This window comes from Curvibacter sp. GW821-FHT01G03 (assembly GCF_059422285.1).
On record NZ_JBWKWP010000007.1, the window covers coordinates 230,142 to 254,315 of the forward strand.

Consider the following 24,174-nt stretch of genomic DNA (forward strand, 5'->3'; position numbering starts at 1 on the left):
CTTGATGCCGTGACCCCCATAAGGGGCCTGGCGCCCCCCTGCGTGCACTGTCCACCCGATAGCTGCCGACCCGACACTGCCATGACACCCTCATCGTCCACCTCGACCCTGGCGCCCGACGCCCTGTCCACCCCCCTGCCTGTGCCCCTGCGCCACGGCACTTTCGAAGATGCCCAGGCCTTGTTTGCCGGCACGCTGTTCGTGGCCATGGCCCTGATGCTGTTCAACCAGGCGGGTTTGCTGATCGGGGGCACGGCCGGCATCAGCTTCTTGCTGCACTACGCCACGGGCCTGTCCTTCGGCAAGCTGTTCTTCGTGGTGAACCTGCCCTTTTATTGGTTTGCCTGGACCCGCATGGGCCGCGAGTTCACGCTCAAGACCTTCTGCTCGGTGGCGCTGCTGTCGCTGCTGACCGAGTTGTTTCCGCACGTCATGCGGGTGGACTACCTGCACCCGCTGTTCGCTGCGGTGCTGGGCGGGCTGCTGCTGGGCACGGGCTGCCTGTTTCTGGCCCGCCACAAATCCAGCCTGGGCGGGGCCACCATCGTGGCACTGCATGCCCAGCAGCGCTATGGCCTGCGCGCCGGCAAGGTGCAGTTGCTGATCGATTGCAGCGTGCTGCTGGCGGCCCTGTGGGTGGTACCGCTGGAGCGCGTGGCCTACTCGGTGCTGGCCGCGGTGGTGATGGGCGTGTTTCTGTGGATCAGCCACCGCCCCGGCCGCTACGCCGGGGGCTGAGGCCGTCAGCAGGCCGGGGCTCTCTCAGGCCCGGGTTGCTCAGGCCCGGGGTTTGTCGAGTTGCCAGCGCAGATGGGCCTTGACCGTGGGCCACTCGGCCTGGGTGATGCTGTAGACGCAGGTGTCGCGCAAGGTGCCGTTGGCGGCGCGCTGGTGGCTGCGCAACACGCCGTCCAGCTTGGCGCCCAGGCGCTCAATGGCGCGCCGGCTTTGCTGGTTGAAGAAGTGCGTGCGGAACTCGACCGCGATGCAGTCCAGTGCCTCGAAGGCATGGCCCAGCAACAGCAGCTTGCACTCGGTGTTGAACGGCCCGCGCTGGGCCGAGGCCCGGGTCCAGGTCGAGCCGATCTCGACGCGGCGATTCACCGCATCGATGTTCATGAAACTGGTCATGCCCGCGACCCGGCCGCTGGCATCGCGGGTGGTGAAGGGCAGCATCGAGCCCCTGGCCTGCAGGTCGAGCCGGCGCTGGATCTCGGCGGCCATGCCTTCGGGGCTGGGCACCGCGGTGTACCAGAGCTTCCAGAGCTCGCCGTCCAGGGTGGCAGCCACCTGTTCGTCGTGGTGGTCGGGGTGCAAGGGTTCCAGCGAGCAGGCGCTGCCTTGGAGCGTGATCGGGGCGGGCCAGAGGGCCATGGCGGGGTTCCTTGTGAGGGGCAAATTGCCGTGTTGAAAAGCCCGACCGGCACCAGAAGAGCGCCAGCGGGTACGTTACAGTAGCCCCGATGTGGCACCTTAAAAAGTACCACGCCAACCAGATTTGACAGAGCCACGACTGGCCCATTCAGGGCCTGCGTTTCAGCCCTGCGGAGATCCATGCCCTCATCGTCGCCCTGCCCCGCCCTGCTGATGCCCCAGGTGCTGCTGGAAGCCACCCTGCAACGCGGCGCCGATGCCGAGCCGCTGCAACGCCAGTTGCACCGCCGCCTGCAAGAGGCCATCCTGGCAGGCCGCCTGGCCCCGGGCAGCCGCCTGCCGGGCTCACGCGCCTTGGCCGAGGGCCTGGGCGTGTCGCGCAACACCGTCATTGCGGCCTACGAACAGCTCAGCGCGGAGGGCTACCTGCGGCCCGACCGGCAGGGCACCCGGGTGGCCACCCTGGCCCGGCCCGGCAGCACCAGGTCGAGGCAGGCGGCGACGCTGCCGAACTTGCCGAACTTGCCGGACGTGCCGGAGCGGCGAGATGCAAGCCCTGCCCTGACACCCCACCCGAACCAACACCTGGCCCAACGCCTGGCCCAACGCCTGACCCAGATCCTGCCCACCGGGGCCGGCACCCAGTTCGGCCTGCCGCTGCGGCCCGGCGTACCGGCCTTGGCGCACTTTCCGCTGGCGGCCTGGCGCCGCGCGCTGGACCGGGCCATCACCCAGGCCGGCCCCGGTGCCCTGGCCTATGGCGAGCCCCTGGGCGAGCCCGCGCTGCGCGCTGCCGTGGCGCGCCACCTCAGCGTGGCGCGGGGCGTGCGCTGCAGCCCCGATCAGGTGGTGATCACCGAAGGCGCCCAGGAGGCCCTGTCGCTGTGCGCACGCCTGCTGAGCAACCCCGGCGACCGGGCCTGGGTGGAGAACCCGGGTTACCGGGGCGCCAAGGCCGCCTTGCGCGCCGCCGACCTGACGCTGCACCCGCTGCCCGTGGACCGCGAGGGCCTGTGCGCCACGGCGCAAGACTGGGCCTTGCACCCGCCCCGCCTGATCTACGTGACGCCCTCGCACCAATACCCGACCGGCGCCGTGCTGAGCGCGTCCAGGCGTCTGCAGCTGATGGAGGACGCCCGCCGCCACGGCTGCTGGCTGATCGAGGACGACTACGACAGCGAGTTCCGCCACGCCGGCGAGTCGATCGGCGCCATGCAGGGCCTGGTGCCCCAGGCCCCGGTGCTGTATGTGGGCACCTTCAGCAAGACGCTGTTCCCCTCGCTGCGCCTGGGTTTTCTGGTGCTGCCCGAGGTCTTGCTGCCAAGCCTGCAGGGGCCGCTGGGCGAGCTGCTTCGCGGCGGCCAGCGCCACAGCCAGTTGGCGCTGGCGCAGTTCATGGAAAGCGGCGAATTCGCCCGCCACCTGGGGCGCATGCGCCGCCTGTACCGCAGCCGCCAGAGCGCACTGCGCCAGGCCTTGCAGCAGCACCTGGCCGTGCCGCACCAGATCGAGGGTGGCCAATGCGGCCTGCACCTGTGCGTGCGCTTCGGGTCGGCCTGGCCCGATCAGGGGGTGGCCGAGCAGGCGCGCCAACACGGCATGGCCCCTTCGGCGCTGTCGGGCTTTGCCCTGCCGCCCGGGCCCAGCGACAACGGGCTGGTGCTGGGCTATGGCAACACCTCGTCCGAGCTGTTTGCACCGCTGATCCAGCGCTTGTCCGGGCTGATGCGGGCGCTGTGAACGCAGCCCCGCAGAAAAGCCTGCGAGATCGTGTCAAGGCCGCCCATCACCCCGGGATAATCGTTGCGCCCCGGCCACCGCGCATGGACGCGCGGTGGGCCGCAGGCGTTTTCAATCCGGACATCGACACATGAAATTCAAAAAAATTGGGCTGGCCCTCATGGCAGCAGCCCTGGGGAGTTCTTTCAACCCGGCCCTGGCCCAGACCGCCCACTACCCCGAGCGGCCGGTGCACATCGTGGTGGGCTTTCCGCCCGGCGGCGTGCCCGACACCCTGGCCCGCCTGCTGGCCGAGCATTTCTCGCTGGGCCAGCCCCTGGTGGTGGACAACAAGACCGGGGCTGGGGGCAACCTGGGCGGCGAGACGGTGGCCAAGGCCAAGCCCGATGGCTACACGGTGATGATGGGCGGCATTGCCACCCACTCGATCAACGGCTCCCTCTACCCGCACCTGCCGTTTGACATGGTGAAGGACTTCACGCCCATCGTGCTGGTGGCCTCCACCCCCAATGTGCTGGTGGCCCATCCTTCGGTGCCCGCGCGGAACGTGGCCGAGCTGGTGGCCCTGGCCAAGGCCCAGCCCGGCCAGCTGAGCTATGGCACGCCCGGCATCGGCACCTCGCCCCATGTGGCAGGCGAAATGTTCAACGCCATGGCCGGCGTGAAGCTGAACCACGTGCCCTACCGTGGCCGCGCCATGGCCGTGCCCGACCTGCTGGCGGGGCACATCGGGCTGATGTTCGACAACCTGCCCTCGGCCCTGCCCTCGATCCGCGAGGGCAAGCTGCGCGCCCTGGGCATCACCAGCCTGCGCCGCAGCGCCTCGGCCCCCGACATCCCGACGCTGGCCGAACAAGGGCTGAAGGGCTTCGAGGCCGATTCGTGGCTGGCCATCTTCGGCCCGGGCGGCCTGCCGGCCGACATCCAGGTGCGGCTGGCCACCGAGGCGATGCGCGTGTTCAGCCTGCCTGAAGTGCAGGCCCGCATGCGTGCCCTGGGCATGGAACCCATCGTGGCGGGCCCGGCCCAACTGGCGGCGCACCAGCGCTCCGAAATTGCCAAATGGGCCCAGGTGATCCGCGAGGCCGGCATCAAGCCCGAATGAGGCCCGGCCCGGCCAGCCGCTGACGCGGCCTGGCCTTGATCCAGGGCAAGAAACGGCCACCCGGGCCCGGTCGGAACCGGGCCGATGGGCGCCAGAATCGGTGCCAATTGAAACCCTGGCCTTGCCTGTCAAAGCCGCTCATCACCCAATCTGGCCCCCAAGACACCGCCATGACCGCTACAGACGCCCCGCCGGCCGACGAGTTGCTGCTGCGCCTGAGGCACTTTCAATCCGATTACTTTCCGCTGCACCAGCAACGCTTTCAGGACCTGGTGGCCCAGGGCCAACACCCCAAGACCCTGTTCATCGGCTGCTCGGACTCACGCCTGGTGCCTTACCTGCTGACCGGGGCCGGCCCGGGTGAGTTGTTCATCGTGCGCAATGTGGGGGCCCTGGTGCCGCCCTACGATGGCTCACGGGGCCTGCACGGCACCATGGCGGCGGTCGAATACGCCGTGCTGGCGCTGCGGGTGGAGCGCATCATCGTCTGCGGCCACAGCCACTGCGGCGCCATCCGCGCCGCCTACGAGGGCGTGCCGGACGAGGCCAGGGCCTTGCGCAGCTGGCTGGAGTTGTTGCACGAGGCCGTGTTGCCGGTGCAGGCCTGCACCGAGGCCCTGCGCCGCACCGAGGAACGCTCGGTGGTGTTGCAACTGGAGCGCCTGATGGACTACCCCATGGTGCGCCGCGAGGTCGAGGCCGGGCGCCTGACGCTGAACGGCTGGCACTACGTGATCGAACAAGGGCAGGTGAACGTGTTCGACGTGAAGCAAGGCGCCTTCATCCCGGCGGCGGTGGCCTCACACAGCGGCACCGGGCCTTACCAGCCCTATGTGGAGCACGACGGGCAGGTGCTGGACTGAGCCGCGCGGACTCGCCCGCCCCACCTGAACGGCCTGACCTGCTCGTTCAGCATCAGGCCTGCGCAGCCTCCATGCCATGGCGCTCTTTGAGCGCGGTCTGGGCCGGTGCACTCATGAAGTCGAGCACGGCCTGGGCCGCCGCGGCCTGCGCCGCCCCCGCGCGCACCGCGCCGGTGAAGGTGGTGACGATCTCCAGCCCCGGGGGCATGCCGCCCAGCAAGGTGATGCCGGGCAGGTCTTTGAGTTCGCTGAGCTGCTGAAAGCCCAGCGCCACCTCGCCCTGGGCCACCAGGCTGCCCACCGGCACGCCAGGGCGAGCCTGCACCAGGCGGTCTTTCAGGGTGTCGCCCAGGCCCCAGCGCTCGAACAGCTTGAGCAAGGCCGTGCCGCTGGGGCCGGTGGAGTAACCGATGCTGCGGGCCGCCAGCACGCTGGCGCGCAGGGCGGCTTCGCTGCTCACATCGGGCAGAGCGGCCCTCGCCTGCACGGCGATCGCCACAGAAGACCGCACCAGGTCACGCCGGCTGGCCGGCAGCAGAAAGCCCCCGGCCATCAGTTTGTCGATGGCATCGCTGGCCAACACCACCAGGTCGACCGCCTCGCCTTGCTGCACCTTCTTGGCCGCCTCGACACCGCCCAGCGATTCGAACTGCACCGGCACCTGGAACTGTTGCTGGTAGGCGGCCGCCAGATCGGCCAGAAGCAGGCGGGTGGCCATGGAGGAAATGCCGGTGATGGGTGTGCTCATGCGTCAGCGCTCTTGTGGTGTTGCGAAAAAATCATCGAAGAAACCGGGGGCAAGGCTGAGCAAGCAGCCTGACCCAGGCAGGGCATTGTCCTTGCTTGGCCGTGCTGCAGCCCAGTGGGGTGGCGCACTAGCTGGTATTCCAGCCGGGCATGGCTGGCAAGCAAGGCGGGCGAGAGCCCCCTCGCCCCCCGACCTGACGCACAGTGGCTCGCTATGATCCGCCATCCCTCGGATACCGCCCATCCACCAAAATCGCCCATCTGATCGAACACCGTGACGCCCCCAGTTGACCCCCATCCTCACCCGACCGCCGAGCGCCTGCGCCACGGGCTGAGCACCAGCCCGCTGGTGGCCTGCGCCATCGTGCTGGGCCTGTTGTACCTGGCGCGCGAGGTGCTGGTCCCGGTGGCCCTGGCGGCCATGCTGAGCCTGTTGATCGCCCCCTTGGTGAGGCGCTTCCGGCGCCTCGGCCTGCCCGCCACACCGGCGGTGCTGACCGCTGTGGGCAGCCTGTGTGCCGGCATGGCCGCCCTGACCGTGATGCTGGGCCTGCAACTGGTGGACATGACCGCCAGCCTGCCGCAGTACGAATCGTCGATACGCGCCAAGGTGGTCACCGTGAAAGAGCTGACGGTCGACCGCATGGACTCGCTGCAAGGCACGGCCGGGCGCCTGTTCAAGCACTTCAGCGAGCCCGAGCGCCCGGCCCCCGCCCGCAGCGCCGCCAGCCGGCTCAAGGCCAATGCCAACGGCGAACGCGTGCAGGTGGAGGTCTACCCGCCGCCGCCCACCTCGCTCAGCGTGCTGTCCCACCTGGCCGGCTCGCTGTGGGAGCCGCTGGCCACCGCCGGCATCGTGCTGATCGTGATGCTGTTCACGCTGCTCGAGCACGAATCGCTGCGCGACCGCCTGCTGCGCCTGATCGGCGGGCACGACCTGCGCGCCAGCACCGAGGTGCTCAACGATGTGGGCGAGCGCCTGTCGCGCTATTTCGTGTCGCAGTTTGCGGTCAACTTCGGCGTGGGGGCCGCGGTGTGGCTGGGCTTGTGGGCCATCGATCTGCCGCATGCCATGCTGTGGGGCGTGCTGACCGCACTGATGCGCTTCGTGCCCTACATCGGGGTGTTGATCGCGGCCGTGCCCGCGGTGCTGCTGGGCGCAGCCGTCGAGCCCGGCTGGACGCTGATGCTGCTGACGCTGGCCCTTTTTCTGGTGATCGAGGTGTTGGCGGCGCAGGTGGTCGAGCCCCTGCTGTATGGGCACAGCACCGGCCTGTCGCCGCTGTCGGTGGTGATTGCCGCCATCTTCTGGAGCGCCTTGTGGGGCCCCGTGGGCCTGCTGCTGGCCACCCCGCTGACCCTGTGCCTGCTGGTGGCCGGGCGCTACGTGCCGTCGCTGAAGTTTCTCGACATCCTGCTGGGCGACGGGCCGTCGCTCACCCGCCCGCAGCGCTTTTACCAGCGCACCCTGTCGGGCGACGCGCACGACCTGATCGCCCAGGCCCGCGCCTACCTGAAGAAAAAGAGCTTTGCCAGCTACTGCGACAACATCCTGCTGCCGGCCCTGCAACTGGCCGCACGCGACCACGAACTGGGCCTGATCACGCCCGAGCAGGCCCAGCGCATGCAACAGGTGGTGGTGGATGTGATCGGTGCGCTGGACGGCAAACCCCGGCGCCGACGCCCGCTTGGCGACGCCCACACCGTGCTCGACCTCAGCAGCCCCGGCGTGGCCCTGCGCCGCCAGCGCGAGGCCGAGATGGGCCGCTGGCAAGGCCCGCTGAGCGTGCCCACCGGCTCGCTGAACCTGTGCATCGGCCAGGGCAGCATCGGCGACGAGCTGATGACCGAACTGCTGACCCGCGCGCTGCGCGACGCCGGCCTCGATGCCCGCCATGTGTCGGTGACCGACACCGACGCCGCCCCGCCCGAGGCCCGAATCGACAGCGTGGCCCGGGTCTTCATCCAGGGCGGCGAATCCGAGGCCGCCACCCAGACCCTGGTGCTGCAGATGCAGCAAGACCTGCCGCATGCCAGCCTGATCCAGGTGCAGTTGCCCGCCTGGGTGACCGGCCAGCCCACCCACAGCCCGGCGCCCCCGGGCGTGATGGTGGTGGACTCGTTCCGCGACGCGGTGAGTTGCGCACTGGAGGCAGACCAGGCCCAGCGGGGCTCAGCGGCCAAGGGCTGAGGGGGCCCTGGGCGTGTTCGGGCAGCCGGTCCTGCCGGTCAGGCCCGGGACTCAATCCAGGCTGATGTTGTTGTTCTTGACCACGGCCATCCAGCGTTTGCTGTCGGCCTGCAACACGGTGGCAAAGGTCTCGGGGCTGCCACCGATGGGCACCAGGCCCATGCTGGCCAGGTATTTGCGGTACTCGTCCGAGGCCACGATCTTCTGGGAGATCGACGACACCTGATCGATGACAGACTGCGGCGTGCCCTTCAAGGCAAACACGCCGTGCCAGGAGTCGCCCTGGAAGCCCGGGAAGGTCTCGGCCACGGTGGGCACCTGGGGCAGGGATTCCAGGCGCTGCTGGCTGGACACGGCCAACGCGCGAACACGGCCGGTGCGGATGAACTGCAACACGTCGGCGATCGGGCTGAACGCCGTGCCCACCTGCCCGCCCACGATGTCGTTGAGGCCACCGTCCTTGTAGGGCACATGGTTCAGCGTGATGTTGGCGCTATTGGCAAAGTAGGCCATCGACACATGGGGCGCCGTGGCCACGCCGTACGAGGCGTAGCTGATCTGGTTGGGGTGCTCCTTGGCGTCCTTGATCAGGTCGCCCAGGGTCTTGTAGGGCGAACTGGCCGCCACGCTGATCACCAGCGGGATCGACAGGGTCTGGATCACGGGCACCAGATCGCTGGTCTGGTAGGGCAGCTTTTTGTAGACGTAGGGGTTGATGGCCACCGTGCCGCTGGCGGTGTACAGAAAGGTGTAGCCGTCGGGGGGTGACGCCACAAACTGCTGGGTGCCCACAATGGTGCTGGCACCGGGCTTGTTGTCGACGATCACGCCCTGCCCCAGGGCCTTGCCCAGCCGCTCGCCCCAGAACCGGGCCATCACATCGGGGGCGGTTCCGGCCGGGAACGGCACGATCACCTTGATCACCTTGCTGGGGTACTTGTCCTGGGCGATGCCCTGGCCGCTGGCCGCCACGGCCAGGCTGAGCAGCGCCAGGTGGCAAAGCCGGCGGGGAAAGCGGTAGGAAAGGTGGTGGGAAAGGTGCTGGGCCAGCCTGGGGCTGGATCGGGGGGCGGTGGCTTGGGGTTTCATGTTGTCTCCTGGTTGTTGTGGGGGTCAGTCCGCGGCGCCTGGCCGGATGCCTTCGTAGGCCATCTGCAAAAGCTGGCGCAGGGCGTTCTTTTCGAGGGGCCGCGGATTGGGGTATTGCTGGGTCAGAGCCAGTTCGCAGACCCGGTCCAGGTCGCGCTCCTGCAGACCCAGCTCACGCAGGCCCAGGGGCGTGCCCAGCGAACGGGCCAGGTCATACAGGCCCGCGGCAGCCAGCCCCGCATGGGGCAGGCCCAAGGCCCGGGCGATGCGTTGGGCAGCCAGGGGCACCTGCGGCAGGTTGAAGGCCAGCGCATGGGGCAGCACCACGGTGTGGGTTTCGGCATGGGGCAGGTTGTAGGTGCCGCCCAGGGTGTGGCACAACTTGTGGTGCAAGGCCATGCTGACCTGCCCCAGCACGCTGCCACACAACCAGGCGCCGTACAGGGCCTGGGCTCGGGCTTCGCCCAGCGGGGTCGAGGCCATCTGTTGGGCGGATTGGGCGGATGGGGCGGATTGCTGCCGTATCTGCGGCAGGGCTGCGGCCAGGGCGCGGATGCCCTCCTCGGCCATCAGGTCCAGGATGGGGTTGCTGTCGCTGGCGTACAGGCCCTCGACCGCGTGAGCCATCGCGTTCATGCCGCTGGTGGCGCTGAGGGCCACGGGCAGGGTGCTGCTCAGTTCGGGGTCGTAGATCACGGTGCGTGGCAAGACACGGGGGTCGCGCCCCGTTTTTTTGAGCCCGGCCTCGGTGATGCCATAGATCGGGGTCATCTCGCTGCCGGCATAGGTGGTGGGGATGGCCACGATCGGCAGCCCCGACTCCAGGGCGACGGCCTTGCCCAGCCCGATGGTCGAGCCACCGCCCAGCGCAATGGCGCAATCGGCCTGCAAACGGGCCGCCTCGGCGCGGGCCGCGCGGGCAGTTTCGATGGGTACGTGCATCACGGCCTGGGCGTACAGGCCCACCGCACGGTGGCCCAGGCGATCGACCACGGCCTGGGCCGCTGCGGCCTGCTGCGGGGTGCTCAAGACCAGGGCCCGGCGGGCCCCCAGTTGGTCGATTTCGCGCTCCAGGTGCTGGAGTGAACCGGCACCGAACACGACGCGCGGTGATTGGGCCTGGTAGATGAAATGTTTCATGTGCCGGGCTCCTGTCGTTCGATCGGGCTGGGCCCGGGCAAAGGGGCCCAGGCGTAGTCCACCTGATGGCGCGCCGTGCGCATGCCGCCCAGCGCGGCCTTCAGTTGCAGGTGTTCGGGGTGAATGGCGTAGGCGTCCAGGGCCGCTTGCGATGCAAACTCGCTGTAGAGCACCACATCGCAGGCGTAGTCGACCCCGCTGCAGTCGACCCCGATGTCCAGGTGCAACAGGCCGGGGATGCGGCCCCTGAGCCGCTCGAAGCCCCGGCGCAGGCGGTCGATGTTGGCGCGTTTTTCTGCCGGTGTGGCCCCGGCGATGTTCCACATCACGATGTGGCGAACAGATGAGCCTGAGTTCATGGTGCGAATCCGATCCGCTGCGGCCAAAGGTTGCTGAAGGCGTGGATCTGCACACTGCCGTACAGGCCTGAGCGGTGAAACGGCTCATGAGCCAGCCAGGCCTCGGCCGCCGCGCGGCTCGGGAAGTCGATGACCAGCAGGCTGCCGATCATGGTCTGGCCGTCGTCTTGCAGCAGGGGGCCGGCAAAGGCGATGCGCTCTTGAAGCAGGGCCAGACAGGCTTTGTGCTCGGGGCGCATTTGCAGGCGCAGCGCGGCCGACCCGGGCCGGTCGATGAGGTGAAAGGCGTACAGCATGGTGTTACGCCACCGAAGCCGGGTTGAGCACGAAGTCGTACTCCAGCAGGTAAGTACCGTCGGGCTGAGGCACCCAGTCACACACCAGCGACTGGCGCACGCCGAACACCGCGTCCGAATCGAGGTAGTCGCTCTGGTCCCGGAACACATGGGTGATCAGGCTCTGGTAGCCCGGCGCGTCGATCTTGAAGTGCAGGTGGGCAGGCCGCCACGGATGGCGGCCGGTGGCCTCCAGCAGGGCCCCCACCGGCCCATCGTGCGGAATGGCGTAGGGCACGGCCACGATCGAGCGAAAGTGGTAGCGGCCCTGGGCGTCGGCGTTCAAGGTGCCGCGCGCCTGCGCCTGGGTCAGGCCCTCATGCTGCACGTCATACAGGCCGTCCTCGTCCGATTGCCAGACATCCAGATGCGCCCCGGCAATCGCTTGGCCCCGGGTGTCGAGCACGCGACCACGCACCAGGCAGGGCGTGCCCTTGGCGCCGTTGGAGATGTCAGCCCCCAGCTCGTAGTGAGGGGCGTTCTTGACATGGAAGGGCCCGAAGACCGTGGCCTCGGTGCAGCCATGGGGCTTGTCCTGGTTCATGGCCACGGTCAGCATCGACAGGCCCAGCACATCGGACAGCAAGATGAACTCTTGCCGGCGCTCGTCGGTGATGTGGCCGCAGCGGGTCAGGAACTCGATGCCGGCAAACCACTCGGCCTCGGTCAGTTTCACCTCGCGGGCAAAGGCATGCAGGTGCTGCACCAGGCTGATCACGATCTCTTTGAGCCTGGGGTCGCGGGTGTCGCCAAAGCTGGCGATGACCGCCTGGGTGATGTTGTCTTGATTGAGGTTGCGCATGCCGTGTCTCCTGGGTTTGAGGCCTCTGCTCGGGCCCTGGACGACACTTTAGAATTTCATTGGAAAGAATAAAACAGCATTCAAAGGAAATCATATTTCCATAAAATGGAAATATGGATCGCCTCACCGAGCTGGAACTGTTTGTCAAAGTGGCCGAACTGGGCAGCCTGGGCGGCGCGGCCGAGGCCTTGGGCCTGTCGAACCCAGCCGCCAGCCGCTACCTGGCCTCACTGGAGGCCCGACTCAGCGCCCGCCTGGTCGAGCGCAACACGCGGCGCCTGTACCTGACCAGCGAGGGGCAGGATTTTTACGAGCGCGCCCGGGGCCTGCTGGCTGAGTTGCAAGAAGCCGAAGCGGCCGTCCACTCCAGCACCTTGAAGCCCTCTGGCGTGCTGCGCATCAGCGCCTCGCTGTCGTTCTCGATGCAGCAGATTGCGCCGCGGCTGGTGCGCTATCACCAGCTCTATCCCCAGGTGCGCATCCACATCGAGACGGCCAACCGATACCTGGACATGATCGACAACGGCATCGACGTGGCCATTCGCAACCGTGAGTTCGAACCCGACAGCAGCATCACGATCCGACGCCTGGGCTCCACCCGTCGGGTGCTCTGCGCCTCGGCCGCCTACCTGGCCGAGCGCGGCCAGCCCCAGACGCCCGAAGCGCTGGCAGGCCACGACTTTCTGATCTATGTGCATGCCAACAACGCCCACGAGTTGCGCCTGAGCCGGGGCGAGCACACCCAGACGGTGCCCATCCAGGGCCTGCTCGAATCCAATGACGGCCAGGTGCTGCGTGCCGCCGCGCTCAGCGGCCTGGGCATTCTGGTGCAGCCCAGCTACATCGTGTACGACGACATCGTGGCCGGGCGGCTGGTGCCGCTGCTCAACGACTGGGACCTGCCCCGCATCCAGATCAACATCGCCTACCCCAACCGGCGACACCTGTCTGCCAAGGTCCGCTCCTTCATCGACTTCATGGTGGCCGAATTCGAGCGCGATGAGGCCGAGCGCAAATGGACCAGTTTCATGGGGCTGCAGCGCACGGTGGGCCGATGAGCCACCGCCCATGAAAAAACCCGCCACGCTGGCAGGCGTGGCGGGTGAAACGCAATGAAAAATCACCTGAAAAGCCGGGCCGGCGTGGCAGCGCCCGCCCGGTTCACCGCATCAGAAGCGGTGCTGGATACCGACCGACAGGCCGGTGTTGCTGGTGGTACCGCTGGCGGTCTGGGCTGCGGTCAGGCCCTTGGCCTTGGTGTAGTCGATGGCGGCGTACAGATCGGTGCGCTTGCTCAGGGTGTAGCGGGCACGGGCGGCAAAGGTGTCGTAACGGTTGGACGACAGACCATCGGCGCTGTACTTGGTGTTGTAGTAAGCCACCACCACCTGGGTCAGCGGCGTGGCATTGAAGCCCACACCCAGGTCGAACACCGCAGCCTTCAGGCCGGTGGTGCTGGACGAGGCGCCCGCCAGGAACTTGTACAGCGAGGTGCTGGAACCCGAGTTGGTCAGGATCGAGGTGTTGCTGTTCACAAAGCCGGCATCGGCCTGCATCTGCGTGTAACCGCCAGTGACCTTGTAGCCTTCGAAGATGTAATTGCCACCCGTGGTCAGCACGGTCTGCTTGCGGCCGGCGGTGTCGCGCAGGCGGTCATACGACAGGCCCAGTTGCAGCGGGCGAACATCGTACTTGGCCATGAACTGCACCGACGAATTGGCCGCGGTAGAGCCCGACACGTTGCCGAACGAGTAGGCCAGGCCCAGGTTGGTGCCCGACAGCTTGGGGCTCAGGTACTTGACCATGTTGTCGCGGCGCGAGGTGTCCAGACCCGAGCCCACCAAGGTGCCCAGCGGGTTCACCGAGGTGGCCGACACTGCGGCGTTCTGGCGGTTGGTGGTCAGCTCTTGGCCCAGCGGGTCGTTCACGTAGCCCGCTTGCAGGTCGTAGGCAAAAGTGGTGTTGCGGCCGATGTCGACACGGCCCCAGCTGTCCTCCATGCCCACGATGGCACGGCGGTCAAAGATGTTGCTGGTGCTGGAGCCAGCGCCCGTGCCGGCGTTGAGACCCGACTCCAGGTTGAAGTTGGCCTTCATGCCGCCACCCAGGTCTTCCGTGCCACGGAAGCCGAAGCGCGAGGTGTTCAGGATGCCCGAGGTGAACATGTTTTGAGTGCCGGTGGCGCCCGCACTGTTTTTGGGGGCAGCGCTGTCATGGCGCACGCCACTGTCCAGCAGACCATACAGGGCCACGCTCGATTGGGCTTGTGCCACCGAAGTGAGCGCCCCCAGGGCGGCCAGTGCGATCAGGGTCTTTTTCATCATGTGTCCTACTAGCGTCGCCCGCCTTGAGCAGGCGACTTGATTGATGGAGTGAATGGATCGGAGAAATTGCCAGCCACACCCTGTTGCCCGTGACAGGCAGGGCTGTGACAACCAGCAGCCCAGACTGTGCAGGGTTTTCACGGATTGAATATGACAAACCAGCCAATCACCGCAACAATAAATGGAATTCGCGTTTTTAATATTTCTGAAATAGAAATAGATCAGGCAGCTGCGCCGGTGCCTATCAAACCCAGAAGAAGCCCTGCGACGCTGGGGGCAGGCTGAGCCTCACGGGTTGCGACACCCGCTCAAAACGGGATTGCACGCGAGCAGGCCGGCATTCGCGGCGTTGTTGGCGTTGTTGGCGATGGCGGCGATGGCCGGAAAAATTGTTGCCCTGCCTCTGATGCCGCGACAACGTGGACCTGAACGATGACATGCCTGACGCGCAGCACGCCAAGCAAGCGATGGCGCTCAAAACCATCCATCCATCCATCCATCCGATTTGAGCACCAAGCCACCCGCGCCTGATGAAGAAAACGCAGCACCAACGAAAAACGGACCCGAAGGTCCGTTCTTGAAAGTTGCTGGCGGAAACGGAGGGATTCGAACCCTCGATGAGGCTCTACACCCCATACTCCCTTAGCAGGGGAGCACCTTCGGCCACTCGGTCACGTTTCCAGCAATTCCGCTATTCTAGCCTAGTTTTTGGCCTGTTTCAGGAAACTGGCTGGTCCAGATCGAATGCCTTGTGCAGGGCGCGCACGGCCAGTTCCATGTACTTTTCGTCGATCACGACCGAGGTCTTGATTTCGGAGGTGGAGATCATCTGGATGTTGATGCCTTCTTCCGACAGGCTTCGGAACATCTTGCTGGCCACGCCCACATGGCTGCGCATGCCGATGCCGACGATGCTGACCTTGCAGATCTTGGTGTCGCCCACCACTTCGGCGGCGCCCAGGCTGGGCAGAACCTTGGTGTTCAGCAGTTCGACGGTGCGGGCGTACTCGCCGCGGTGCACGGTGAAGCTGAAGTCGGTCTTGCCGTCTTTGCTGAGGTTCTGGATGATCACGTCGACTTCGATGTTGGCATCGGCCACGGCACCCAGGATGTGGTACGCGATACCGGGCTTGTCGGGCACGCCCAGCACGGAAACCTTGGCTTCGTCACGGTTGAACGCGATGCCGGATACGACGGCTTGTTCCATTTTTTCGTCTTCCTCAAAAGTGATCAACGTGCCGGATTTGGCTTCTTCGTTGATGTCAATGTCCCACGGGGTGAAGCTGGACAGCACGCGCAGCGGCACCTTGTATTTGCCCGCAAATTCGACCGAGCGGATCTGCAGCACCTTGGAGCCCAGCGAGGCCATTTCGAGCATTTCTTCAAAGCTCACGGTCTGCAGGCGGCGGGCTTCGGCCACCACGCGTGGGTCGGTGGTGTAGACGCCGTCCACGTCGGTGTAGATCAGGCACTCGGCGGCCTTCATGGCGGCGGCCACGGCCACGGCCGAGGTGTCGCTGCCGCCACGGCCCAGGGTGGTGATGTTGGCCTCTTCGTCCACGCCCTGGAAGCCGGTGATGACCACCACTTTGCCAGCGGCCAGGTCGGCACGCACACGGTCGTCATCGATGGATTCGATGCGGGCCTTGGTGAAGGCGCTGTTGGTCTTGATGGGCACCTGCCAGCCAGCGTAGCTGACCGACTCCATGCCCTCAGCCTGCAAGGCGATGGCCAGCAGAGCCGACGAAGCCTGCTCGCCGGTGGCGGCCAGCATGTCGAGCTCGCGGTTGTAGGCGGCCGAAGACTTGGACGGAGCCAGCTCCTTGGCCAGACCCAGCAGGCGGTTGGTTTCGCCGCTCATGGCGCTCGGAACCACCACCATCTGGTGACCTGCGCGAGCCCATTTGGCGACGCGCTTGGCCACGTTGCGGATGCGCTCGGGCGAGCCCATCGACGTGCCGCCGTATTTGTGAACGATCAATGCCATTGGTGTGTCGGGGTACGAAACTCGGAAATCAGCGGCGCAGGTTGCAAAGTCGTTTTGGTGCGCCGCCCGTTTTCGTGCAAAAAGTGGGGACCAAAACCCGCTAATTGTACCAACCGAGCACCGCCCCCTTGCGCTGCACGTAACCAAGTCCTACTTTGAGCCGGATCTGATGCCCGCGGGTGGTGCAGCTTTGCAGCTGGCGCAGCAGTTCCTTGAGCTGTGCGGCACTGGGCGTGGTGCCATGCACCGACAGCAGCCAGTGGCGCAGCACGTTGGCCTGGCGCTCGGGGGCCAGGGCGCGCAACGCGGCAATGACTGGTGGGTTGCCCACCTGTTGCAGGTCGTCGCGAGCCAGATCTTGCAACAGGGTCTGGGCCTGGGCGGCGTGCGCTGCGCTGCGAGCGAAGGTGTCGCGAAAGGCCGGAAACACGGCCTCCAGGGCGGGCAGCAGTTGGTGCCGGATTCGGTTGCGGGTGTAACGCAGATCGGCATTGCTGGGGTCGTCCACCCAGGCCTCGCCCTGGGCCTGCAGCCAGTCACGCAGGGCCTGGCCGGGCACGCCCAGAAGAGGCCGCGCAAAGTCGATGCCGCCGCGCTGCCAGCGGGCAGGCATGGCGGCCAGGCCCGGCAGACCCGCGCCGCGCGACAGCGCGAGCAGCAGGGTCTCGACCTGGTCATCGGCGTGCTGGGCCAGGGCCACGGTGCGTACGCCGGCCTCGCGCCACTCTTGCTGCAGCACCTCGTCAAAGACCTGGTATCGCCCGCGGCGGGCCGCGTCTTCGGGGCTTTGGCCAGGGGCATGGCGGGCATCGATGCGGCGCACCACCAGGGGCAGTTGCAAACGCTCGCAGGTGGCCCGGCAATGGGCCTCGAAGGCATCGCCGGCGGCCTGCAGGCCGTGGTGGATGTGCAGGGCGTGCACCTGGCCCGGCCAGCGCCGCGCACAGGCCAGCAGCAAGGCGCTGGAATCAGCGCCGCCGCTGTAGGCCACGCCCAGGGGCAAGAGGGGTTGGAAGGACGCCAGAGCGGCGTCGAACGAGGTGCTCATGAAAGGTGCGTGGTGTTGATCACGCTGCGGTCTTCAGGCGCACCTGCCGGCGGGCCGCCAGGCCCGGGGCTGTCAGCGGCTGTCGGCCTTGGTGTCGGTGTAACGGCCGTAGCTTTGCAGACGGTCGTAACGACGGTCGACCAGTTCCTTGGTCTTGAGGTCGGCCACCTGACGCCAGGCATCGTTGAGGGCGCGCTTGAGGAAGGCGGCCATCTGCTTGGGGTCGCGGTGGGCACCACCCACGGGCTCGTTGACGATCTTGTCGACCAGGCCCAGGGCCTTCAGGCGGTGCGCCGTGATGCCCAGGGCATCGGCGGCATCCTGGGCGCGGTCGCTGGTCTTCCAGAGGATGGAGGCACAGCCCTCGGGGCTGATCACCGAGTACACCGAGTATTGCAGCATCAGCACCTGATCGGCCACCGAGATGGCCAGGGCGCCGCCCGAGCCACCTTCACCAATGATGGTGGTGATGATGGGCACCTCAAGTTGGGCCATCTCGAAGATGTTGCGGCCGATGGCCTCGGATTGGCCGCGTTCCTCGGCGTCGATGCCGGGGTAGGCGCCCGGGGTGTCGACAAAGGTGAACACCGGCAGCTTGAACTTCTCGGCGGTCTTCATCAGGCGCAAGGCCTTGCGGTAGCCCTCGGGCTTGCTCATGCCGAAGTTGCGCAGCGCGCGCTCCTTGGTGTCACGGCCCTTTTGCTGGCCGAGCACCATGCAGGCGTGGCCATTGAAACGGGCCAGACCACCGACGATGCTCAGGTCGTCCGAAAAGTGGCGATCGCCATGCAGTTCGATGAAATCGGTGAACAGCTCACGCACGTAGTCGAGCGTGTAGGGGCGTTCGGGGTGGCGCGCGATCTTGGTGATCTGCCAGGGCGACAGGTCGCTGTAGATGTCTTTGGTGAGCTGCTGGCTCTTCTTGCTGAGCTGGTCGATCTCTTCGGAGATGTCGACTGCAGACTCGTTTTGCACGTAGCGCAGTTCTTCGATTTTGGTTTCGAGTTCGGCAATCGGCTGCTCGAAATCAAGAAAGGTTTTTTTCGCCAACGTCATTCTCCTGTTGTTTCCGCCGGCCGACCCCTTCGGTCTGGCCAGCATGGCGCACCGCCCTCAGGCAGCACGCAAGACCCGTGCGAGGCATCGTCAACCGACGACCGGCAAGGGATCCAGCGACCGCCAAATATACCAAGTCGCCACGCTGCGGTAAGGCTCCCAGGCGGCGGCCACCTCACGGGCATCGCTGCGACTCACAGGATCGCCCGAAAAATAGTTGTCGCTGATGCCCTTGATCAAACCCACGTCATCCAGCGGCAGCACATTGGGCCGCATGAGGTGAAAGATCAAGAACATCTCGGCGGTCCAGCGGCCGATGCCGCGGATGGCCACCAGTTCGGCAATGATGGATTCGTCGTCCATCGACTCCCACGACTTGACGTGCACCGAGCCGGTGTCGAAATTGAGCGCCAGATCCACCAGGTACTCCACCTTGCGGGCGCTCAGGCCGGCCGCGCGCATGTCGTCCACCTTGAGCTTGAGCACATTGGCCGGCGTCATGCTTTCTGGCAAAGCCGAAAACTTGCGCCACACCGACTGGGCCGATTTGACCGAGATCTGCTGCCCCACCACCGAGCGGGCCAGGGTGGTGAAGGCATCGCCGCGGATCCGCAGGCAGGCGTTGCCGAACTGCGGGATCAGGCGCTTCATGACCCGGTCTTTCTTGACCAGGTGCTTGCAGGCGTCCTGCCAGTAGCCTGGCGTGAGCAGTTCTTCCGCCCGGTCGTCGGCCGGGCTGCTGGGGGCCGGGGTGCCGAGCGTCACGGCCTCGAATGCCGCGGGCTTCTTGCTGGCCACCATCATGCGTCAGGCCCCGCCACAAAACGGCACGGCGCAACCGGGGAAAAGGCTGAACAAGCACGGGTCACTGGGCCGCCTCCCAGGTGGTGCCGGCAGCGGAATCCTTGAGCACGATGCCCTGCGCCAGCAGCTCTTGGCGGATGCGATCGGCCTCGGCAAAGTTCTTGGCTTTCTTGGCCTCGGCGCGTTGCTCGATCAGCACCTGGATGGCGGTCTCATCAAGGCTGGAGCCCGCCTGCAAAAAGGCCTTGGGCTCACCCTGCAGCAGGCCCAGGCAGGCCCCCAGGGCCTTGAGCTGGGCCGCCAACTCGGGCGAGCGGGTTTTGTTCACCTCGGTTGCCAGATCAAACAGCACGGCCACCGCCTCGGGGGTGCCGAAGTCTTCGTCCATCACGGCCTTGAAGCGGGCGGCATGGGGCGTGGCCCAGTCGATCTCGGCCAGCCCTTCGCCGGGCGGCACCGCGTCCAGTGCGGTGTACAGGCGGCGCAGTGCATTGCGGGCATCCTGCAGATGGGCGTCGCTGTAGTTCAGCGGGCTGCGGTAATGGGCACGCACCACGAAGAAGCGGATGGTCTCGGCATCAAACACCTTGAGCACTTCACGGATGGTGAAGAAGTTGCCCAGGCTCTTGGACATCTTTTCGTTGTCCACATTGATGAAGCCGTTGTGCATCCAGGTGCGGGCGAAGGTCTGGCCAGTGGCCCCTTCGCTCTGGGCGATCTCGGTTTCGTGGTGCGGAAACTGCAGATCCGCCCCGCCCCCGTGGATGTCCAGGGTCTCGCCGAGCAGCGAGCAGGCCATGGCCGAGCATTCGATGTGCCAGCCCGGGCGGCCCGGGCCGAACTCGCTGTCCCACTTGGCGTCGGCCGGCTCGGTGGGCTTAGCGCTCTTCCAAAGCACCGGGTCGAGCGGATCGTCCTTGCCGTCGTTCACGGCCACGCGCTCACCCGAGCGAAGCTCGTCCAGCGACTTGCCGCTCAACTGACCGTAATGGGGAAACTTGCGCACCGCGTAGTTCACGTCGCCGCTGGCGGCGCGATAGGCCAAACCTTTTTGCTCCAGGGTGCTGATCATGCTCAGCATCTGGGGCACGAAGTCGGTGGCGCGAGGCTCGTGGGTGGGGCGCTGCACGCCCAGGGCATCGGCGTCCTGGTGCAGCGCGTCGACCATGCGATCGGTCAGCGAACGGATGGACTCGCCGTTTTCAACGGCGCGCCGGATGATCTTGTCGTCGATGTCTGTGATATTTCGCACATAAGTCACCGAAAAGCCCGAAACCCGCAACCAGCGCTGCACGACGTCAAAGGCCACCATCGAACGCGCATGGCCCAGATGACACAGGTCGTACACCGTCATGCCGCAGACGTACATGCGCACATGGCCAGGCTCGATGGGGGAAAACGCTTGCAGATCACGCGTCAGCGTGTTGTAGATGCGCAGGCTCATGGATAAATTGGGCAGACAGCGATTCCGCAGCCGGATGACGGCCGGAAATCTTCGAAAAATCAGGAGGATGGGAGTGTTGCAGCGCCACGGTGGAGGGTACAAAGCACCTCCACCCCTCGGCTACAATCCGCCCCAGTATAAGCGCCCCGGTTGGCGCTTGCCATCGCGCAAACCCCACGAGGCTCCATGACCCAAGCTCGCTGCACCGTTCCCGCCCGCCTTCGCATGTTGGCCCTGGCCGCCCTGATGGGGGCCTCGTTCGGAGTCCACGCCGACGACTACGGTGATGTCACCCAGCTGCTGCGTCAGGGCAAGACGACCGAAGCCCTGAGCAAGGCCGACCAATACCTGGCAGGCAAGCCCAAAGACCCCCAGATGCGCTTCATCAAGGGCGTGATCCAGTCCGAAGCCGGCAAGCCCAACGACGCCATCGCCACCTTTGTGGCCCTGACCCAGGAATACCCGGAGCTGCCCGAGCCCTACAACAACCTGGCGGTGCTGTATGCGAGCCAGAACCAGTACGACAAGGCCCGCACTGCGCTCGAGATGGCCATCCGGACCAACCCCAGCTACGCCACCGCCCACGAGAACCTCGGCGACGTCTACGCCAAGCTGGCCAGCCAGGCCTACAGCAAGGCCTTGCAACTGGACAACACCAACCCGGCGATCCAGCCCAAGCTGGCCCTGATCCGCGATCTTTTCACCACCAATGGCAAGCCCGGCGCAGCGGCCAAGCCAGCGCCCACCCCGGCACCGGCGCCCGCTCCTGTGGCAGCAGCCCCGAAGGCGGCCCCTGCTCCGGCGCCCGCACCGGCCCCCAGCCCAGCCCCGGCCCCGGCACCGGCACCTGCGCCCGCTCCTGTGGCGGCACCGGCCACCGCCGCAGCCCCCGCCTCGGCTCCGGCTCCGGCACCCGCACCAGCCGCCGCGGCTGTTGCCGGCCCTGAAAAGGATGTGGAATCCGCCGTGCGCCATTGGGCCAGCGTGTGGTCGGCCCGTGACGTGTCGGCCTACCTGGCCGCCTACGGCAAGGAATTCGACCCACCCGGCAAGATGAACCGCAAGTCCTGGGAAGACGAGCGCCGCTCGCGCATCCTGGGCAAGGCGCGCATCGCGGTCAAACTGCATGACCTGGCCATCAACGTCAACGGCAGCAAGGCCACGGCACGCTTCCGCCAGGACTACAGCGCTGACACGCTGAATGTCTCCAGCCGCAAGACGCTGGACCTGGTCAAGGCGGGCGACCGCTGGTTGATCGTTCGCGAATCCACCGGCGGCTGATCGTCCCGGGCGGGACCGCCACCCCGAACGCTGCCCTGTGCGGGTGGCGCGCACCGGGTTTGGCGGCCTCGCCACGGTTGTGACCATGATGCGATTCGCCTTTGCTTCCCGTTTTCTGCAGCGCGCGGGCGCTGCTGGCCTGCTGCTGGCTTTCGGCTTGTTGGGCGGCACCGCTGCGCACGCGGCCAAACGCCAGCCCCACCACAGCCCTGCCCCCACCCCAGCCAGTGCCGTGCTGCGTGACGGCCAGGCCGAGGCTCGGCTGATCGAGATCTACCGCCTGATCGGCGCGGCCCGCACCCGCGACGCGCTGCGCCTGGCCGAAGGCCTGGTGCGCGACCACCCCGGCTTTCAGCTGGCGCAACTGGTGTATGGCGACTTGCTTTCGGCCCAGACCCGCCCGTTGCGCACCGCAGGCGATGTGCCCGACACTGTGGCCCGAGCCGCCGCCCCCCAGCTCAAAGACCTGCGCGATGAAGCCTTGTTGCGGCTGAAGGCCCTCAGCGAGCGCCCCCCGGCCCAGACCGTGCCGGACCAGTTCGTGGCCCTGACCAGCCGGCACCGCCATGCCATCGCAGTGGACACCTCGCGGGCCCGCCTGTATCTGTTCGAGAACAACGGCAGCGGCCTGCGACTGGTGGCCGATTACTACATCTCGGTGGGCAAGCTGGGCGTCGACAAGGGCAGCGAAGGCGATCAGCGCACCCCCCTGGGCGTGTACTTCATCACCAGCAACCTCGACCCGCGCACCCTGAAAGACTTCTACGGCGCCGGCGCCCTGCCCATCAACTACCCCAACCCCTACGATGCGCGCCGGGGCAAGACGGGCAGCGGCATCTGGCTGCATGGCACGCCGTCGACCCAGTTCGCCCGCCCCCCGCAGTCGACCGACGGCTGCGTGGTGATGGCCAACCCCGATCTGGAGCGCCTGCTGTCCACGGTCGAAGTGCGCAGCACCCCGGTGGTGATCGCCACCTCGCTGAACTGGGTGCCCCAGGCCCAGGCGCGCCAGGCCGGGCGCAGCTTTGAAGACGCCTTCAACGCCTGGCGTGCGGCCAAGAACGCCGGCGATGTGCCGCGCCTGCTGGGCTACTACACCAGCGACTTCAACAGCTACGGCAAGAGCCTGAACGACTGGACCCCGTCCTTGCAGCAGGAAATCAGCAAAGCAGGCGGCCGGGGCTTCGAGGTCAAGGACCTGTCCATGCTGCGCTGGACGGACAACACCGAAACCATGGTGGTAACCTTCGGCGAACTCGTCGCCGGCACCAACCGCGGCAGCACCAAGCGCCAGTACTGGCTGCGCCAGGGGCAGCAATGGAAAATCTTTTTTGAAGGAGTCATCGGATGATGAATGTGAGCTCAATCCTGAGCAGCCGTCGCGCGCTGCTGGCCATCACGGCCGCCGGCCTGATGGGCCTGGGCAACATGGCTGCGGCCCAGACGGCCCCTCAGGTCAAGCTGAGCACCAGCCAGGGCGACATCGTGCTGGAGCTGTACCCCGCCAAGGCCCCCAAGACGGTCGAAAACTTTCTGCAATACGTCAAAGACAAGCACTATGACGGCACGGTGTTCCACCGTGTGATGGACGGCTTCATGATCCAGGGCGGCGGCTTCACGGCCGACATGACCCAGAAGCCCACCCGCGCGCCGGTCGCCCTCGAAACCTCGGGCGGCCTGACCAATGACCGTGGCACCATTGCCATGGCGCGCACGGCCAACCCCAACTCGGCCACCGCGCAGTTCTTCATCAACGTGGTCGACAACCGCATGCTGAATGCCCCCAACCCCGATGGCTACGGCTACACGGTGTTTGGCAAGGTGGTCAGCGGCATGGACGTCGTCGACAAGATCAAGCTTGTGCCCACCACCAACAAGGGCCCGCACCAGAACGTGCCGGCCACCCCGGTGACCATCAACTCGGCCACCCAGATCAAGTAACCCCTCCCACAGACCCGCCCTGAGGAAACACCCCATGAGCAACCCCCAAGTCGAACTGCACATCCTGGACTACGGCGTCATCACGCTGGAACTGGATGCCGAAAAAGCCCCCAAGTCGGTGGAAAACTTCCTCAACTACGTGAAGAAGGGCCACTACGACAAGACCATCTTCCACCGTGTGATCCCGGGCTTCATGGTCCAGGGTGGCGGCTTTGCCCCCGGCATGGAGCAAAAGCCCACCGACGGCCCCATCGACAACGAAGCCAATAACGGCCTGAAGAACAACAACTACACCGTGGCCATGGCGCGCACCAACGCCCCCCACTCGGCCACCGCCCAGTTCTTCATCAACGTGGCTGACAACAGCTTCCTGAACCACACCGCCCCCACCGCCTCGGGCTGGGGCTACGCCGTGTTCGGCAAGGTGGTGTCGGGCAACGACGTGGTCGACAAGATCAAGGCCGTCAAGACCGGCCGCAAGGGCTTCCATGACGACGTGCCGAAGGAAGACGTGGTGATCGAGAAGGCTGTGGCGCTGTAAGCG

The 24,174-nt window shown here is 66.5% G+C and carries 23 protein-coding genes and 1 tRNA gene; 10 read left to right on the top strand and 14 right to left on the bottom strand.

Features of this window, described 5'->3' with window-relative positions; genetic code table 11:
* Window positions 1-81: 81 nt before the first annotated feature.
* Window positions 82-738 carry a YitT family protein gene (locus tag AC07VS_RS12095; RefSeq protein WP_492348817.1) on the top strand — a complete coding sequence of 219 codons (657 nt, stop codon included), beginning with the start codon at window positions 82-84 and terminating at the stop codon, window positions 736-738.
* 39 nt (window positions 739-777) lie between these two features.
* Here the strand turns inward: AC07VS_RS12095 and AC07VS_RS12100 are convergent, their stop codons facing one another.
* Complete coding sequence (locus AC07VS_RS12100; protein ID WP_494751047.1) at window positions 778-1,374, bottom strand: GNAT family N-acetyltransferase; 597 nt, start codon at window positions 1,372-1,374, stop codon at window positions 778-780.
* Between the two features lie 180 nt (window positions 1,375-1,554).
* On the opposite strand from AC07VS_RS12100, the gene pdxR reads away from it, so the two are divergent.
* The 3 genes from pdxR to AC07VS_RS12115 all read left to right on the top strand — a co-directional run bounded on the left by pdxR (window position 1,555) and on the right by AC07VS_RS12115 (window position 5,082).
* The gene (gene pdxR, locus AC07VS_RS12105) at window positions 1,555-3,114 is read left to right on the top strand and encodes a MocR-like pyridoxine biosynthesis transcription factor PdxR (RefSeq protein WP_494751048.1); all 1,560 of its coding nucleotides are present in this window, start codon (window positions 1,555-1,557) and stop codon (window positions 3,112-3,114) included.
* 130 nt (window positions 3,115-3,244) lie between these two features.
* On the top strand, window positions 3,245-4,219 hold the full coding sequence (locus AC07VS_RS12110; RefSeq protein ID WP_494751049.1) for a Bug family tripartite tricarboxylate transporter substrate binding protein: 975 nt from the start codon (window positions 3,245-3,247) through the stop codon (window positions 4,217-4,219).
* 170 nt (window positions 4,220-4,389) lie between these two features.
* Window positions 4,390-5,082, top strand: a complete 693-nt coding sequence (locus AC07VS_RS12115; RefSeq protein ID WP_492348814.1) for a carbonic anhydrase — start codon at window positions 4,390-4,392, stop codon at window positions 5,080-5,082.
* A gap of 52 nt (window positions 5,083-5,134) precedes the next feature.
* Here the strand turns inward: AC07VS_RS12115 and AC07VS_RS12120 are convergent, their stop codons facing one another.
* Window positions 5,135-5,830 carry a substrate-binding domain-containing protein gene (locus AC07VS_RS12120; RefSeq protein ID WP_494751050.1) on the bottom strand — a complete coding sequence of 232 codons (696 nt, stop codon included), beginning with the start codon at window positions 5,828-5,830 and terminating at the stop codon, window positions 5,135-5,137.
* 273 nt (window positions 5,831-6,103) lie between these two features.
* Here AC07VS_RS12120 and AC07VS_RS12125 point away from each other — a divergent pair, with 273 nt between their 5' ends.
* The gene (locus tag AC07VS_RS12125) at window positions 6,104-8,020 is read left to right on the top strand and encodes an AI-2E family transporter (RefSeq protein WP_494751051.1); all 1,917 of its coding nucleotides are present in this window, start codon (window positions 6,104-6,106) and stop codon (window positions 8,018-8,020) included.
* A gap of 51 nt (window positions 8,021-8,071) precedes the next feature.
* Here AC07VS_RS12125 and AC07VS_RS12130 read toward each other — a convergent pair whose 3' ends face one another.
* From AC07VS_RS12130 to AC07VS_RS12150, 5 genes are read right to left on the bottom strand one after another with little or no spacing between them, the layout of a single operon-like run.
* On the bottom strand, window positions 8,072-9,109 hold the full coding sequence (locus tag AC07VS_RS12130) for a Bug family tripartite tricarboxylate transporter substrate binding protein (RefSeq protein ID WP_492348811.1): 1,038 nt from the start codon (window positions 9,107-9,109) through the stop codon (window positions 8,072-8,074).
* Window positions 9,110-9,133: 24 nt separating this feature from the next.
* Window positions 9,134-10,249, bottom strand: a complete 1,116-nt coding sequence (locus AC07VS_RS12135; protein ID WP_494751052.1) for a maleylacetate reductase — start codon at window positions 10,247-10,249, stop codon at window positions 9,134-9,136.
* Entirely contained in the window at window positions 10,246-10,608 is a 363-nt protein-coding gene (locus AC07VS_RS12140; RefSeq protein ID WP_494751053.1) for a Dabb family protein, read from the bottom strand. Before AC07VS_RS12140 ends, AC07VS_RS12135 begins: the two co-directional genes overlap by 4 nt.
* Entirely contained in the window at window positions 10,605-10,904 is a 300-nt protein-coding gene (locus AC07VS_RS12145; RefSeq protein WP_494751054.1) for a YciI family protein, read from the bottom strand. The genes AC07VS_RS12140 and AC07VS_RS12145 overlap by 4 nt, the downstream gene beginning before the upstream one ends.
* A 4-nt stretch (window positions 10,905-10,908) precedes the next feature.
* On the bottom strand, window positions 10,909-11,745 hold the full coding sequence (locus AC07VS_RS12150; RefSeq protein ID WP_492348807.1) for an intradiol ring-cleavage dioxygenase: 837 nt from the start codon (window positions 11,743-11,745) through the stop codon (window positions 10,909-10,911).
* 113 nt (window positions 11,746-11,858) lie between these two features.
* Between AC07VS_RS12150 and AC07VS_RS12155 the strand changes: the two genes are divergently transcribed.
* Window positions 11,859-12,803: a LysR family transcriptional regulator gene (locus tag AC07VS_RS12155; RefSeq protein WP_494751055.1), complete on the top strand. Its 945-nt coding sequence runs from the start codon at window positions 11,859-11,861 to the stop codon at window positions 12,801-12,803.
* A gap of 111 nt (window positions 12,804-12,914) precedes the next feature.
* On the opposite strand, the gene AC07VS_RS12160 is transcribed toward AC07VS_RS12155, so the two are convergent.
* The 7 genes from AC07VS_RS12160 to cysS all read right to left on the bottom strand — a co-directional run bounded on the left by AC07VS_RS12160 (window position 12,915) and on the right by cysS (window position 20,408).
* Window positions 12,915-14,066: a porin gene (locus AC07VS_RS12160; RefSeq protein WP_492348805.1), complete on the bottom strand. Its 1,152-nt coding sequence runs from the start codon at window positions 14,064-14,066 to the stop codon at window positions 12,915-12,917.
* 591 nt (window positions 14,067-14,657) lie between these two features.
* Window positions 14,658-14,750, bottom strand: a tRNA-Ser gene (locus AC07VS_RS12165).
* Window positions 14,751-14,787: 37 nt separating this feature from the next.
* On the bottom strand, window positions 14,788-16,056 hold the full coding sequence (locus AC07VS_RS12170; RefSeq protein WP_031254750.1) for an aspartate kinase: 1,269 nt from the start codon (window positions 16,054-16,056) through the stop codon (window positions 14,788-14,790).
* Between the two features lie 100 nt (window positions 16,057-16,156).
* Complete coding sequence (gene tilS, locus AC07VS_RS12175) at window positions 16,157-17,104, bottom strand: tRNA lysidine(34) synthetase TilS (protein WP_494655464.1); 948 nt, start codon at window positions 17,102-17,104, stop codon at window positions 16,157-16,159.
* A gap of 72 nt (window positions 17,105-17,176) precedes the next feature.
* The gene (locus AC07VS_RS12180; RefSeq protein WP_019574432.1) at window positions 17,177-18,154 is read right to left on the bottom strand and encodes an acetyl-CoA carboxylase carboxyltransferase subunit alpha; all 978 of its coding nucleotides are present in this window, start codon (window positions 18,152-18,154) and stop codon (window positions 17,177-17,179) included.
* A gap of 96 nt (window positions 18,155-18,250) precedes the next feature.
* Window positions 18,251-18,964 (bottom strand): DNA-3-methyladenine glycosylase family protein, encoded by a 714-nt coding sequence (locus tag AC07VS_RS12185; protein ID WP_494751056.1) that lies wholly within the window; start codon window positions 18,962-18,964, stop codon window positions 18,251-18,253.
* A gap of 61 nt (window positions 18,965-19,025) precedes the next feature.
* Window positions 19,026-20,408, bottom strand: a complete 1,383-nt coding sequence (gene cysS / locus AC07VS_RS12190) for a cysteine--tRNA ligase (protein ID WP_494751057.1) — start codon at window positions 20,406-20,408, stop codon at window positions 19,026-19,028.
* A gap of 186 nt (window positions 20,409-20,594) precedes the next feature.
* Between cysS and AC07VS_RS12195 the strand changes: the two genes are divergently transcribed.
* From AC07VS_RS12195 to AC07VS_RS12210, 4 genes are all read left to right on the top strand, one after another.
* On the top strand, window positions 20,595-21,689 hold the full coding sequence (locus AC07VS_RS12195) for a tetratricopeptide repeat protein (protein ID WP_494751058.1): 1,095 nt from the start codon (window positions 20,595-20,597) through the stop codon (window positions 21,687-21,689).
* Between the two features lie 85 nt (window positions 21,690-21,774).
* Window positions 21,775-23,040, top strand: a complete 1,266-nt coding sequence (locus AC07VS_RS12200) for a L,D-transpeptidase family protein (protein WP_494655461.1) — start codon at window positions 21,775-21,777, stop codon at window positions 23,038-23,040.
* Between the two features lie 62 nt (window positions 23,041-23,102).
* On the top strand, window positions 23,103-23,630 hold the full coding sequence (locus tag AC07VS_RS12205) for a peptidylprolyl isomerase (RefSeq protein ID WP_492348841.1): 528 nt from the start codon (window positions 23,103-23,105) through the stop codon (window positions 23,628-23,630).
* 34 nt (window positions 23,631-23,664) lie between these two features.
* Complete coding sequence (locus AC07VS_RS12210; protein ID WP_492348799.1) at window positions 23,665-24,171, top strand: peptidylprolyl isomerase; 507 nt, start codon at window positions 23,665-23,667, stop codon at window positions 24,169-24,171.
* Window positions 24,172-24,174 lie beyond the last annotated feature (3 nt).